This window comes from Microcoleus sp. D3_18a_C4 (assembly GCF_036702415.1).
Classification (GTDB): Bacteria; Cyanobacteriota; Cyanobacteriia; order Cyanobacteriales; family Microcoleaceae; genus Microcoleus.
Window position 1 is genome coordinate 1 of sequence record NZ_JAUBTI010000070.1, and the last position, 15,263, is coordinate 15,263.

Below are 15,263 nucleotides of genomic sequence, written 5' to 3' on the forward strand. Positions count from 1 at the left end.
TAGAGTCGAACTCATGCACTGGCTAATTTCATAAAGTCCTTTTTTTGTCAACTCCTAATACTGAACCGACGCCCTAGAACTTACCTGGACGCATAAACCCGGTTTAATAACATAAGTGCGTGATTTTTGCAAGAATCAAAGGAATGAGAAAAAGGATTTTCGATCGTCATCCGGCTTTAATGCCCCTTTGATTCTTCCCTCGGCCTGGGCCGACTTTGTTTGTCTATAGCAACCCTAAATCATTCGCCTAATTATTGTAGGGGCAATCCCACGCCCGGTTGCCCCGATAGATAGGGGGTAGGCACGGGGAGTAGGGGTAGCACTACCCCTACAAATTTACATGAATGATTTAGGATTACTATAGTAGCGGTTTCAACTGCCGAGTTTGATATCCTATGTGCGATCGCATTTTACCCGAGTTTAAAGCAACGGTTCCCAACCCAGAATTTGCGCCACTTGCTGTGCCAAACTCAAAGGATCGAAAGGCTTGGCAATCACCCCCCCTACCCCCAAATCAGCAAATTCGCTCAAATCCATCGCCTGCACCTTAGCCGTCAGGAAAATCACTGGAATCCCGCGAGTAGCCGCATTGTTTTGCAGCAAACCAAACAGAGTAAGTCCGTCCATATCCGGCATCATCACATCTAACAGAATAGCGTCAGGGAGGTGAGTTTCTGCTAAAAGCAATCCTTGACTGCCGTCGGGCGCGCTTAGTACAATCCAGCCACCTAAATGTTCCAGACAGGCCTGAATCACGCTGCAGAGGTTTTTTTCATCATCGATTACCAGAATGCGCTTTGCTGACATAATTAAAACTCAAATTTTAAATTAATCATGGTAAACCAAAAAAGGACTTACGCACGCTGCCTCCTCAACCGGGTTTGTTGAAAGATATAGCAAAAGGAAGAAGCAATAAAATTAAGAGTTTCAGCACTTAAGAACGTCCTAATCGTCGGGTGCGGTTGATATATTTTGCCGCTCACCTACTTAAACCCTGAACATAAAAATCGACCTATCAGCCTCCCAAAATCATCCTACCCGCGTGGGTTGCCAGGAACTTGAGCTGTAGCGAGATATTATCAAAGCAATCTCAAACCTCCAAACTTTTTCCCCCTTCGCCTTCCAACGGTGCGGGCACTGTGAAATAGAAACTGCTTCCTTCTGAGACAACACTTTCGACCCAAATTCTGCCGCCGTGCTGCTGTACTATGCTGCGACAGATAGCCAAACCCAAACCCGTACCTCCTTTTTGGCGGGAGTCAGAAGCATCCACCTGTTGAAACCGTCCAAAGATAGTTTCTAGTTTATCAGCAGGAATCCCCCGCCCTCGATCTTTGACTTCAAATAAAACCCGTGAAGCGTAGCTATCCCGTAGGGAATCGCCCAAATCTTCAACCCTGACAGTTACTGTACTCCCTGGAGCGGAGAATTTAATCGCATTGCTCAACAAATTTACCAGCAGTTGAACAATTCTGTCCGGGTCAGCCCAAATTTTTGCTGTTTGGGGCAAAATCGACAAATCAATGTTATTTTCAGCAGCCAAAGAAAGTACAGATTCTGCAGACTTCCGCATCAAAACCTGGGCATCGCACCACTGCTTGACGAGGATAACTTGGCTCGATTCGAGCCGTTCTAAGTCGAGAATATCGTTGACCAAACGCACTAACCGTTCGGTATCGCTCGAAGCGATTTCTAACATCTGTTTGGCAGTTTCCGGTTTATTTTTCAGTACCCCAGCCGCCAGCAAACCTAAAGAACCGCGAATGGAGGCAAGCGGAGTTCTCAGTTCGTGGCTGACAATCGAAATAAACTCATTTTTCATTTTTTCAATGGCCCGACTTTCTGTGATATCTGTGACTGTGCCGACGTGACCAATTAGTTGAGCTCTGTCAGAAAAAATCGGAGCTGTTTTAAGCCGACCAAACCGGATGGTTCCGTCTCGCTGGATGTGGCGGAATTCGCAGGAAAATTCCCCATCTAGCGATTGCGATTGGGGCCACTTAGACAGAATTAGTTTGAGGTCTTCGCGGTGAACAAACCGCATCCAGCCGTTTCCTAAAGCTGCTGCCGGTGTGAAGCCACCAATTGCTTGACAGCGAGGATTTGTATAGGTACATTTCCCCTCAGTATCGATTTTGAAAATGCCCACGGGGGAACTCTCGCTCAAAGAGCGAAATAAAGCTTCGCTTTCCCGGAGTTCTGCTTGAGAAGTTTCTAGTTCTCTGGTTCGCTGCAAAACTCGCATTTCTAACCGTTCGTTGAGCTGTTGGAGGGCGGCTTCAGCAAGTTTGCGATCGCTAATATCGCGGTGTACTGATACCCAATGGGTAAACCCACCATTTTCGTCAGCTATCGGCACAATGCTCATTTCTACCCAAAATTCCGTCCCGTCTTTGCGGTAATTGATCGAATCAACCCGCACCGGCTGCCAGGTTTTCAAAGCTGTCCGAACTCGATGGAGACTGGCGCGGTCTGTTTTTTCTCCTTGGAAGATACGCGGCGTTTTGCCCACAACTTCTTCTAGGGTATAGCCGGTCATCCGCGTGAAAGCTGGGTTGACATAAAGAATTCGCGGGCCCGGTTCCTCAATCGGTTCAGCTTCGGTAATTAACACGGCGTCGTTAGTGGTGGTGACTACTGATTCCAACAGGCGCAACTGTAATTCTCTAGCTTTGCGATCGGTAATTTCTGTAACTGTCCCCACCATCCGCACTGCATCGCCGGCTTCGTTGTAAAAAAACTTACCTTTCCCCTCCATCCAGTGAATGCTGCCGTCGGGCCAAACCACGCGCTTTTCGTGACAGTAATCTCCTCGGTGGGCGATCGCCTGATTGATAGCATTCTCCATACTTTTTAAATCTTCTGGGTGAACGCAAGCTGCAAAACTTTGATAAGTTCCGGCAAAAGTGCCCGGGATCAACCCAAACAACTCTTCGTGTTCCCTCGACCAAACTAGGCGATTTTTCTGCACGTCCCAGTCCCAAAATCCAATTTTGGTAGCCGACAAAGCTAAGCTGAGTTGCTGATTGGTTTTCCGCAACTCAATGCTAGTAATAGCAACTCGAAGTTCTCGGGCTATTTCGATTTCGCACGGCTGCCAAGGCAAAGATTTTGACCTCACAGTTTCTTGCCACAACTCAAAGGAAATGCGAGGAGACATCAATCGGCTGCCATCCGGTTTAAGTTCAATTTGCCCCTCTGGTGGACCTGCCCAGTTGACAGTTTGAAGTGCTTCGGGACGGAACCACAAAATGTAATAATTTTGCATCTCGGACATGGCAAGTACCAGCAAACCGCTAGCAAATTCTTGAAAATTCTCTGCGGGCGGATACAGTTTTGAGAGAGAATCTGTATAAAAAACCTCATTATTTATTTGACTTTTTATCCAAGCAATTAAGTTTTCTATTTCTACCAATTCCGGGGTTTGCCCGATGGTTGTTAAATTTTCATTTGCACACACAACTCCACCGGTAGCACCCACTAAGGCCAGCAATTCATCTCGGTATGTTAGTAAACCTTCTACAAAGCAGTTTTTTTGATAAATTTCCCTGATAAATTTTTGGCAAAGTGCTTTTAAATAAATTGCATATTCCCGGTCTTCGCTATCTTTTTTGTAGCTGAGTTCTAGATTTACAAACTTGGCTAGCAGTTCGCAAGCAGTTCTTGTTTCGTAGTTGACATACTTTCGTGTTGGATGGTGACAGGCAATCAATCCCCAGAGTTTTTTATCTTTGATTAATGTCAGGGTCATGCTAGCGGCAACGTTCATATTTGTGAGATATTGAACGTGGCAAGGAGAAACGGTTCTCAACAAAGAACCGCCCATATCTAAAGGGCGACCCGTCAGCGGATTGCAGTGAGGAATTAGTTCTACAGGCTGACAGTTAATATCGGGAATAAACCGAATTAAATTCATGTTGAAGAGGTTTCTTGCTTGGGGGGGAATATCGGTAGCCGGATAGTGCAGTCCCAATAAAGGAGCCAAACTTTCTACTTTGTCTTCGGCGACAACTTCCCCCGCCCCGGTGGCATCAAATTGATAGACGATCGCTCGATCGAAACCGATGATCCTCCGCACTTCTTCAACTGCTGTCTGACACAGCACTTGCAGGTTTGGTGTTTTGTGGATTTTGTCGATCGGCTCTTGGACTAAATTATAACAATTGAAACAATCGCTCGTTTTTGGGGAAACAACCGACTCTAGTTCAACAATTAATGCTGAATTTGATTGATGCAGCGTCCCCTCAAAAAAAGACTTGCGGTCTTGACTTTTGAATGATAATCTGATCGCGTTACGTTGTTGGTCGTTTTCAAATAAAGCTTTTTCAATAGCCTCAATTTCCTCAGTCTCGACAAATTCCTCTAAAAATTGATCCAAAAGTTGTTCGGGGTAAAGGCCCATCGCCTCAAAAGTATTGTTGCTAACTTGCAAAATTTTCAACGCCGGAGATTCCAGCACCAAAAGGATGCCATGAGGTTGAATGGAACCGGGGGCGTAAATTAGTTCGCAGTCGCTGTTATTGAGAGTGCCTGTGTCTGAGGGCAATACCATTGCTTTCATCTGATTAATACTTCTGTAAATTAGCCTGTGTTCTCGATCGGCGGGCTAGCATCAATCAACAGCACCGCGTCGCAATCCCACAATCTAACAATCCCCAGTCTTGGCTAAGGCTTCCTGATTTGTTTCGGACACGCACTGCATATTTGCTCCTAGTTATCCCATTAAAAAAAAGAATACAAGTGTAGGTACGCGATCGAAACCCATATCTCATCAGTCATTCCCACTTCTTCAATTCTTTAATTCTTTAATTTTTTAAATCTAAAATGGGATTAGCGCTGTGCCTGAGCCAGTCTGTTTCTCAGTTGAGTCCGCTCCAAACGATTCAGGAGGCGAGCAATTAATTCGGGTTTCACGATCGGCTTGTTCACGTAGTCGTCAGCACCTGCGACAAACATTTGGCGCACTATTTCCGATTCGGAATGAGCTGTCAAAAATAGCACGGGGAGCTTGCTCCAGCGCAAATCGTTGCGAACTGCCAAACACAGCTCGATACCGCTGTAACCGGGCATCTCCACATCTAAAATTAGCAAATCGGGACAAGTCGTTTCGAGTACCTCCCAGAACTTTTCGGGATCGTCCAATGTTGTTACTTGAAATCCCCAAGGTTTTAGAATCACTTGCAGTGCAGCCAATAGATGCACGTCATCGTCTACCACCATAACTTTAGCTTCAGCAGGGCCAGTCTGGTCGAGTAGTTGGGCGACTGCTTTGAGTATATCTGCTGGGGGCATAGATTTGTGTAAAAAGCCCGAAGCTCCCAAACGAGCAACTTCTATTCGATCGCTCAATTGATTGTGCCCGCTAAAAACCATCACCGGAATTTCGGGTTTTTCACGGAGGAGTTCGGCTAGGAGAGAAAGTCCGTTTTCCTGAGCTCTGGAAAATGTCAAATCCAGCAAAATCGCGTCGGGAGGCTGTTGAGAAATCGCATTTCTTGCCGCTTGTGGAGAGTTGGCAACTTCTATCTGGAAGCCGGAACCGGATGCTACTGTTTTGAGTCGATCGCTCCCAAAAGTATCATCATCAACAATCAGCATTCGGCGCTTTTGGGAAACAGCAGGAACCAAATCGCCTTCTGGTTCGGCTGACGGGCGATCGAATATCTGTTTGAGCTGATGCAGAAATTCCTCAATCTGCTGAGCAGTCCCCGGTTTCAAGATGTTTTCCGCTTTGAACAAATGTTCTATCTGGCGCGCCAATTCCGAACCTTTCGGCAGCCCTAACGTGCCCAAAGAACCGACTAATTTGTGAGCTTGAGCCTGGGCTTCCTCGCGCAGTTCGCCCTCCAAGCTTCCGTTTTTGAGTTGAGCGAGCGCGCGATCGAATATCGCCACCTTTTCTATAAAATTAGCTTTTAAATTTTCCCGCATTTGGGCAATCGCATTCAAGACTTTGAGACGGCGCTCGTCTTTGTTTAATTCCTGACTCGACCCGCTGGATTCAGTAGATAAAGTCTCTTGAGTTTTAGCAGTTTCTGCCGTTTCCTGCCCAACTTGTTGGCTCTCAATCTCCTCCGGCAGACTTTTGAGCCGATAGCCCAATCCGTACACGGTTTCCACTAAATCTACAGTCATCCCGGCTGCTTTCAGCTTCTGCCGCAGCCCCTTGATGTGAGCGGTAACGGCTTCTTCTTGAGGAAATTCGCCGCTCGACCAAATGCGATCGAGGATGGCGCTGCGACTGAAAATGCGCCGAGGATTTCTCAGGAAAAGTTCTAGCAAATTGTACTCTTTGGGAGTCAAGTGCAGCACTTTTTCGGCATAAGTTACTTCCGTAGTGTCCGGGTTGACTTGCAGTTTTTCCCAGGTCAAATTTGTACTCGACAAAGTTGCCTTACCCCGGCGCAGCAAAGCCCGAATTCGAGCGATTAATTCTTCGAGATTAAAGGGTTTGACCACATAATCGTCTGCACCCGCCTCTAAACCTTGGACTCGATCGTTGCTGCTATCTAGCGCTGTCAGCAGTAAAATCGGCATTTGGCAGCCGGACGATCGCAATTTCCGACACAAACTAATGCCGTCGAGTTTAGGAATCAGCACATCCAAAACAATCAGGTCGTAATCGTATGCCTGCACCAAATGCAACGCTGTTTCACCGTCGGCAGCAGCATTCACATTGTAATTGTGAGAGTTCAGCGCTTGAGTCAGCAAACTGACTGTAACTGTGTCATCTTCTACCAGCAGGATTTTCATAAACGTCACCTGTCCTTCCAACTATTATTGGAACTTTTTTTCGGTTTTTGGGGCTAATTAACTCTCATTTTTACACATGAATTTATAAATTCCCCACCTTCAGTATAACAAATACTCTTCTGCAAATAGAATAATTCTAAATTATTATTTAGATTTTATTTGTTTTCTTCTCGAAATATTTCATTAGATTCGGGCTGGGATTTTATGGCTTTTTGGACTTCAGCGCCTGCTGAATCTTTTGAATCAGATATTGCGAGGAATCTTGATGTTTAACTAAGTCTTCCAACTCCGAAACTGCTACTTCGGCGTGTTCTCTCTCTTGAACTAAAGAATCAGCGGTAACACTTTTTATGCCGGCCAAAGGTTCTGGGATAGCGGTCAATGAATTGAATTTTTTTTCCGCTATTAATTCTTCCAACTCTAGCAGGGCCATTTCTGCGCGATCGATCTTGATCGTCACGGATTTAGCCACATTAGCACCCGCTCTTGCTGCCTCCGTGAGTTCGTGAACTCGCAGTTTAAACCGACTGGCAATTTGCTCCATTTGAGTCCCCAATTCAAAAGTTTTACTTGCCAGTCTGCCAATTTCTAGACTCACTTTGCTCAGACCGCTGGGCTGACTTCCCATTTGATTGGTAACTACAGCCACCTGTACTGCTAAATGCCTGACTTGTTCGATCGCCTCGCGGATGGTTCGGGAAGTGCGGTTAACCGTTTCTAAATCATTAGCTATTGCTTTGCCCACGCCCAAAATTTTATCTGTATTGTTGCAAATAGAAGTAGCACCTTGAAAAGTAGCTTGAAATGCTTGGCGACCTTCGGAAGAAATCAGTTTTGCAATCCTCACAAATCGCTGATTCATTTGAGCAATTTCTTCAGCTTGTTTGACCAGTGCCACTTGCTGGACACTGGGATTAGTATGCAGTTTTTCTGTTTGACGTTGTTGGATTTTTAAAAGCTCATTACATTCGTGAACCTTAGCCTGTTCTTGTTGAAGTAGCGCCAAATACTTGTGTCTTTCTACTCGGTATTTTTGAATAACTTTGTTAGCTTGCGCTAAAAGTTTTGACTGGGCAATCACCAGAGTATGAACGTCCACAAGGTGGTGGCTTTGGTCTTCCCTTACCACAATAATAGGTTCATAAATCAAGTCTTTGTGCCTGTGGAAAGACGCTTGGACGGCATCCTCAACTTTCCAGTTTTCCGAAAGCAGCAAAGGCGGAATTCTAATAAAATCTAACAAGGCTCGAATCGGGTGTGACCCGTAAAGTTCTACGCGATCGGGAAAACTCATTTGCTCTCGAAATTTGAGGCGAGAAATCATGCCCAATACCTGTGATTCATGAGTAATAATGACTCCTGGCAGGTCGGGTTCTTGCTCAAATCTTTCAGCCACTACCTGTCCTAGAGTTGCAGCGCTCACTTGGAAGTCGTGACACGGCAGATGTCCGATCGTGAAATCGGGGGTGAGTTGAGTTGGATTGCTCATTTACCCGGATAGTGTTAAGTACAAGTTAACAAATTATATATTAATATTATACTGGAATAACATTGTTGAAAGTAGTCAACGACCCAGCACGGAAGTGACTGGGCTTCGGGCCTAAAACTTCATTTTCAGTTGAGCAGCCTGACAGTAATGACACCAAGCGGATACGTAGCTAGTCCCATGTTCGGTCGTTAAGGGTTAAACATTTTTATTTGGGTTAAGGACGTACCATTAGCCGAATCAGCTCAGAAAACAAAGGCGCGTGCTAACTTCACCCCAGCAATGGGAGTGGAATTGCTTAGTTTCCATCAACAACCCGGTTCACAAACACGACCAGAAGCGATCGATTATACAGCCGTATCCCTTCCCCCCGTTTTCTCCTACCGCTTTCGCGCTCGTAAAGCGCTGGAGCGCGGGTCACTCGCCCAGAAGAAAGAGGACAACTATAGGGAGAAATTAGCTCTCTGACCCTGGGGCCTTCTATTACCTACTTTCTGACTACTGTCATCTCAACTTGTTGGATCGACCGCGCCTGCTGTGCCCCAGGTTCCGTCCTCACAACAGGGGCATTCATATTTTGTTCTTTAAAACAACCGGGAAAATATCTAGATTGAAACCAAAAACCTTAAATCGGACTTTGCCACTAGCAACCTTTGAGGCTGCTTACCAGTTGTTACAGCAAATGGCTGAAATTCCAGGGGCGATTTGGCTGACTGACGATGCGATCGCTGATTCTCAAAATCGGGAAAATTCGTCGGAAAGGTTTGCAGCAGTAGTATCAGAGCATTTTAGCGCCCTGCTGCAGGGCAATCTATTAGATGAGTTCGCAACAAACGGACACAAGCACAGCGAAAACAATCTCCATTCGCAATTGAATGTGCAGTTGACTTTCGACCCCGGGGCGATCGCCAATTTCCTGTCTCCCCTCGCCGACAAACTCGCAGAAATAACGCCCGCACCCTCGTGGCAAATTGACATTCCCGCCCTCAAACAAGCAATTAAAAATATACAGCCCAACTCGGCATTTCTCCAAAGCGAATTCACCCTAAATTTGCTGGATATTCTCGCTGCCAATGCCAGCCCAAATAATCGCCTGCCCCTACACAGCCAAACAGAAATAGAGGGAAAAGCCGCACCCAAAGTTATAGATCCAGAAACGCTACAAAGCCAGATTGCCGAAGCCGTCAATCAATTACAAATTGCCACTCCCTGCATTTCATTTTGTCAGCCAGTGGAAGATGCTTTGCAGCAGCAGCTCGAACAAGAGCGACTTTTGAATCAGGTGACAACTCAAATCCGCCAGAGTTTAGAATTGCCTGTAATTTTGTCAAAAGCAGTCGAGCAAGTGCGAGAGTTTTTGGAGGTCGATCGCCTGTTAATTTATCAATTTGAAAAAGTGCCAGCGCCGCACAAGGGCGAGTTAGCTAAAGAAATACCTGCGGCGGTTTCGGGGTCTGGCGAAATCCCAGAAAAATCCGGGTCTTACTTGTATTTAGGTCGCGTTACCTACGAAGCTTTAGCCAACGATGCTATCTCGTCTGTACTAAATTTTAGTGAAGACGCGCAGTGTTTTACCCAGGGAGTCATTGACCGAGAAAAATATCACAAAGGTTTGGCTTTGTGCGTCGCGGATGTGGAAACAACTTACTCTTCGCAGCCTTGTTTTTTAGAGTTGATGCGGCGGGCGAAGGTGCGGGGGAAGTTGCTAGTGCCGATCGTAGTTCAAGACGACTTGTGGGGGCTGCTAATTGCCCACCAGTGTACTTTTCGCGAGTGGGAAGAAAGCAAAAAAACATTTTTGCGACAAATAGCAGAACATTTGGCGATCGCCATTTACCAAGCCGAACTTTATGCACAAGTCCAGCAGCAAAAGCGCACCTCAGAACAGCGCGTAATAGAGCGCACGCGAGAACTGCGCGATGCACTGGTTGCCGCCCAGTCTGCCAGCCTCGCCAAGAGCGAATTTTTGGCAGCTATGAGCCACGAATTGCGGACTCCTCTCACTTGCGTCATCGGCATTTCCGACACGCTGCTGCGGTGGTCTTACGGCAAAGTTGGCAGTAAAGAAGTGCCAGTGCAAAAGCAGCGGCAGTACCTGCAAACTATCCGAGACAGCGGCGACCACTTATTAGAATTAATCAACGATATTTTAGATTTATCGCAAGTAGAAGCGGGAAAAGCAGTATTAAAAATTAGTGAATTTTCACTGTCTAAATTAGCTTCTCAGAGCCTGCACGCCCTCAAAGAAAAAGCTGCGGCTAAAGGCGTGGAACTGCTGCAAGAACAGCGGATAAAACAAGAGTGCGATCGCTTCATCGCTGACCCGCGCCGCTTGAGACAAATTCTCTTCAATCTTTTAGGAAATGCGATTAAATTTACTCCCGAAGGCGGGCAAGTCATCCTGCGAGTTTGGGTGACAGAAGATAAAAATCGAACGCCTGCAGTGCGGCAGCCCGGTACTGCACCTGCTGGCAGTACCGCTGTTTTTCAAATCAAAGATACCGGCATTGGAATTCCCGAAAATCAGCGATCGCTTTTGTTTCAAAAATTCCAGCAGTTGGATTCCCCCTACCGCCGCGAATACGGCGGCACCGGTCTGGGATTGGCTTTAACTAAACAGTTAGTAGAGCTTCACGGCGGCGCGATAGAAGTTAACTCTACAGTTGATGTCGGCTCTACTTTTACCGTTTTTATACCCATCCAAACTCAAAGCAAAGATGAATCCACAAAATTTAAATATGAAAAATCGAATTCATCTTTACCGCTGCATTCTTCCTCCTTGCGGGGCAGCCTCGTGCTCGTCGAAGAAGATGAAGAAACTGCCATGCTGATTTGCGATATCCTGACAGTCGCAGGAATGCAAGTGGTGTGGATGATTGAAGGTTCGGCGGCGGTGGAACAAATTGAACTTTTGCAGCCCAATGCTGCGATCGTCGCTATGCGTTTGCCCGGTATGAATGGCTGCGAAATAATTCACCAACTGCGCGAAAAACCCGCTACTGAAAATATCAAGATTCTAGCTTTAAGCGCTAATGAAATTCCCGCAGATCAGATATCTTTCGTGACGGCGGGAGCTAACGATTGTTTGGCTAAACCGATTCATCCTGAGCAATTGCTGGACAAAATTATTTCTTTAATGGCTGGGATTGGTAATGGGTAATACAATTTTAGATTTGAGATTTTAGATTTGAGATTGGGGAATGACCACGAATTTCAAAGGTGGTACCCGCCACGTGATTTATCCGTGCAATCAATCCAAAATCGAAAATAGAAAATCCTCAAGAAAGAGCATTTATCCGTGGGGTAAATCTCAAATCTCAAATCTCAAATCTCAAATGGATTGACTCATTGGATATGGGTTGGGATATGGTCTACAGTTACATTCTTTTTTTGAACTGGTATAATTTGTAATTCCCAATTACCAATTCCCCATCCGCAATTCCCCATGATTAATTGTCACATTCCTACAGGATTAATTGTTTCTTGTCAAGCACCTGCTGATTCGCCGCTGCACGATCCGATCGTAATTGCGGCAATGGCTCGAACCGCCATCAATCGAGGTGCATCGGGCGTGCGGATTGACACTCCGGCTCACATTGCGGCGGTGCGAAAACAGATATCCGCTCCCATAATTGGGATTTGGAAGCAGCAATTGCCGGGATGCGAGATTTACATTACTCCTCGGTTTGAAGACGCGCGGGCGATCGCCGCTTCTGGAGCCGATATTATCGCCGTTGATGCTACTCTGAGAAACCGTCCTGCTGGCGGCGAAGACTTAAAGACCTTAATCGCCAAAATTCACAGCGAATTGGGCAAATTAGTGATGGCGGATGTAGATACAATAGAAGCTGCGATCGCCGCAACTGAAGCGGGTGCAGATACTGTAGCAACTACTCTTTTTGGCTATACTGCCCAGACGCAAAATTTCTCGCCGCCGGGATTTGATTTGCTTGCGGAAATGGTAGAAAAGCTTAAGGTTCCCGTTATCTGCGAAGGCGGGATATCGGGGCCGGAAATGGCTAAAAAAGCCTTGGATTTAGGAGCGGCGGCTGTTGTTGTGGGGACAGATATTACTGGGATTGATATTAAGGTGACAGCCTATAAGTCGCTGATGGGGAAGTAAGTTCGGCAACGGATTGTTTAACGGATGTAACGGATGTAACGGATGTAACGGATTGAAGGAAGTTCGGCAACGGATTGTTTAACGGATGTAACGGATGTAACGGATGCAACTTATATCTTGCACCATTCTCAATTAGCTTTTTAGGAACAGGCTCTCCGGCCTGTTCCACAAGAAAATATACTCTTTGTGGAACGGGCCGGAGAGCCCGTTCTTGAGAAGGGTGCAAGATGTGAGATGTAACGGATTGAAGGAAGTTCGGCAACGGATTGTTTAACGGATGTAACGGATGTAACCGATTGAAGGAAGTTCGGCAACGGATTGTTTAACGGATTGTTTAACGGATGTAACGGATGTAACGGATTGAAGGAAGAAGGGGGAAGAAATATTCGGCGAGAGAAATCGCTTGTAGGCACACGAAACGCGCAAGGTAAGCGTGGGAAATATCGGGCGATTTCAATCGCCCTTGATCAGGGGAAGTTGCTAAATGAGTGCGCCGTTGATAAAGCTGCTAACTACAGCCAAGGCGATCGCCCCCAGTACCGCGCTCCAAATGCCCATCCGCAAACTAAATCCTTCAACTAGCTTCGCAGCCGAGGCAAAAACAATCACGTTCATTACAAAAGCAAACGCGCCAGAAAGCAATCCCAGCGTCAGCAAGTTCGGCACGAAAAAAACTGCTTTCAGAATTGGCAAAATTAAAACATTCAACATTCCCAAAACCGCAGCGGAAATTACTGCTTTCGGTGTGCTGTCAATTTCTACGCCGATCGGGAGTTGAGAAATTAGCAGCAAGCTGCTGCCCGTCACCAGCCAAGCAATCAAAAAATCGATCGGTTCCACAGCGCCCCTACCTCCTTAACAGTTGAATTGTCAGAAAAACCTGATATTTAACATACATCTTATATACCTTAATTAAACAATCCGGCTGATTCGTCTGCCAATCGACAGAATTTATGTCTGTTACTAAAGAGTTAGAAGTTATAATCCCTGTAATCATCTGCCCAATCATCCGGATGGGGCCCGTATCAACCTGTTAGTTGAATAAAAAGAGCAGATTAATTAATATGGCTGGCGATTTTTCTTTTAACTCTAAAGTCCGATTCGACAAAAATGGCTTGGACAATGCTTCACGGCAACGCAGCCGATCGCTCCAAGTTATGATTTTTATGCTGCTCGTCACTACCTTGATGGCGCTACCAATATTTCGTCTAGCCGAACTGCAACTGGTACAGGGAGCCTACAACCGACAGCGGGCGGAAAATAACCGCATTCGCCCTGTTTCAGTCCCAGCTACTCGCGGTCAAATTTTAGACCGCAACGGCAAAATTTTTGCGGCCAGCCGCGTATCTCGATCGGTCTATGTGTGGCCAAAAGAGCGATCGGCCAAGGAGTGGCAAGAGATCGCCGCTACACTGGGCCCGATCGTCAAACTGCCCGCGGCCGAAATTGTCAAAAAAATCGATGCCGCTGGCTACAGATCGGCCCTGCCAGTGCGAATTAGTAAGGATATCGATGTAGGTACTTTCGTCGCGTTGGGAGAACAAGCTAATACTTTGCGGGGAGTGGAAATTCGCGTAGAATCGAGCCGAGACAATCCCCACCAGCAATTAGCAGCTCACCTGTTGGGGTACGTCGGCGAAGCTAGTTTAGAGCAATTAAAAGCTAATCCTGCATATCCGATGGGGATGCTCGTGGGTCAAATGGGAGTTGAAAAATTAGCCAATTCAACTTTAGAGGGCGTTTGGGGAAACCGTTTAATCGAGGTAAATGCTAAGGGCGAAGAAATCCAAGATTTAGGTGTCAAAGACCCTATTCCCGGCAAACCGGTGCAGCTAACTTTAGATTTAGATATGCAGAAAACTGCGGAAAAAGCTTTGGGCGATCGCCTGGGTGCAGTTGTGGCGATCGACGTAAAAACCGGAGCTCTTTTAACAATGGCTAGTTGGCCGACATTTGACCCCAATATTTTCACCCGCAAGGTGACTCAAACAGAATGGGATCGGCTGCAAGGGCCAGAAAAACCGTTTTTAAATCGAGCCGTTCAAGGTTATCCAGTCGGTAGCACTTTTAAAATTGTCACTGCTATAGCGGCGATGGAGTCGGGCAAGTTTTCTCCTGACTCTACTGTGGCTACTTCTTCTTCAATTACGATCGGCGGAATTTCTTTTAACGAACACAGCGGCGGTTACGGCGTTATCGGTTTCCGCGACGCTTTAGCCTACAGCAGCAATACGTTTTTCTATCAAGTAGGTATGGCTGCTGGCCCCGAACAAATGGCAAAAGCGGCTAAAGCGATGGGCATTGGCGGTACTATTAATTTAGACCTTTTGGGGTTGGAATCCGCCAATCACGGTCAAGTTCCGATACCAGCAGAGAAACAGAAAATGTATGGGGAAGATTGGTACGTTGGCGATACAGTAACAATGTCGATCGGTCAAGGTTTGGTACTTTGTACTCCCTTAGAATTGGCTGTGATGGTGTCAACTGTTGCTAATGGCGGTTATCGAGTTCAGCCGCATTTATTGGCTTCTCAAACCAACACTCCTATTACCAAAAAAGTTCCCACAGGTATTAAGCCTGCAAGTTTGAATGTTGTTCGCCAGGGATTAATTGACGTGGTGAAAAAAGGTACTGGCAAACGCATGAATGATGGTACTATTCCTTTAAGTGCTGGTAAGACTGGGACGGTGGAAATGCCCGGTCATCCTGACAATTCTATGTATGTGGGTTTTGCTCCTGCTGACAAACCGGAAGTTGCGATCGCAGTTATAGTTGAAGGCGGCGGATTTGGTTCTGTATCGGCGGCACCAATTGCTCAAGAGGTATTCCGAACCTATTTTCAAAAGCAGGGCTTTAAGCCTACTAATAAGCCTTTCTAGTCATTAGTTAATTGTTGACTGT

8 protein-coding genes are annotated in these 15,263 nt (G+C 46.3%); 3 read left to right on the forward strand and 5 right to left on the reverse strand.

Features of this window, described 5'->3' with window-relative positions:
* Nucleotides 1-420: 420 nt before the first annotated feature.
* From QUB16_RS23755 to QUB16_RS23770, 4 genes are all read right to left on the reverse strand, one after another.
* Complete coding sequence (locus QUB16_RS23755; RefSeq protein WP_333319944.1) at nucleotides 421-807, reverse strand: response regulator; 387 nt, start codon at nucleotides 805-807, stop codon at nucleotides 421-423.
* A gap of 283 nt (nucleotides 808-1,090) precedes the next feature.
* A complete protein-coding gene (locus QUB16_RS23760) occupies nucleotides 1,091-4,561 on the reverse strand; it encodes a PAS domain S-box protein (protein WP_333319945.1) in 3,471 nt (1,156 codons plus the stop codon).
* 269 nt (nucleotides 4,562-4,830) lie between these two features.
* A complete protein-coding gene (locus QUB16_RS23765; protein WP_333319947.1) occupies nucleotides 4,831-6,753 on the reverse strand; it encodes a response regulator in 1,923 nt (640 codons plus the stop codon).
* A 202-nt stretch (nucleotides 6,754-6,955) separates the two neighbouring features.
* Nucleotides 6,956-8,242 carry a chemotaxis protein gene (locus QUB16_RS23770; protein ID WP_333319949.1) on the reverse strand — a complete coding sequence of 429 codons (1,287 nt, stop codon included), beginning with the start codon at nucleotides 8,240-8,242 and terminating at the stop codon, nucleotides 6,956-6,958.
* 607 nt (nucleotides 8,243-8,849) lie between these two features.
* Between QUB16_RS23770 and QUB16_RS23775 the strand changes: the two genes are divergently transcribed.
* Nucleotides 8,850-11,399 (forward strand): ATP-binding protein, encoded by a 2,550-nt coding sequence (locus QUB16_RS23775; protein WP_333319950.1) that lies wholly within the window; start codon nucleotides 8,850-8,852, stop codon nucleotides 11,397-11,399.
* A gap of 285 nt (nucleotides 11,400-11,684) precedes the next feature.
* Complete coding sequence (locus QUB16_RS23780; RefSeq protein ID WP_333319952.1) at nucleotides 11,685-12,362, forward strand: N-acetylmannosamine-6-phosphate 2-epimerase; 678 nt, start codon at nucleotides 11,685-11,687, stop codon at nucleotides 12,360-12,362.
* Nucleotides 12,363-12,842: 480 nt separating this feature from the next.
* Here the strand turns inward: QUB16_RS23780 and QUB16_RS23785 are convergent, their stop codons facing one another.
* On the reverse strand, nucleotides 12,843-13,202 hold the full coding sequence (locus QUB16_RS23785) for a phage holin family protein (RefSeq protein ID WP_333295443.1): 360 nt from the start codon (nucleotides 13,200-13,202) through the stop codon (nucleotides 12,843-12,845).
* A gap of 224 nt (nucleotides 13,203-13,426) precedes the next feature.
* Here QUB16_RS23785 and mrdA point away from each other — a divergent pair, with 224 nt between their 5' ends.
* The gene (gene mrdA, locus QUB16_RS23790) at nucleotides 13,427-15,241 is read left to right on the forward strand and encodes a penicillin-binding protein 2 (RefSeq protein ID WP_333319954.1); all 1,815 of its coding nucleotides are present in this window, start codon (nucleotides 13,427-13,429) and stop codon (nucleotides 15,239-15,241) included.
* Nucleotides 15,242-15,263: the final 22 nt, after the last annotated feature.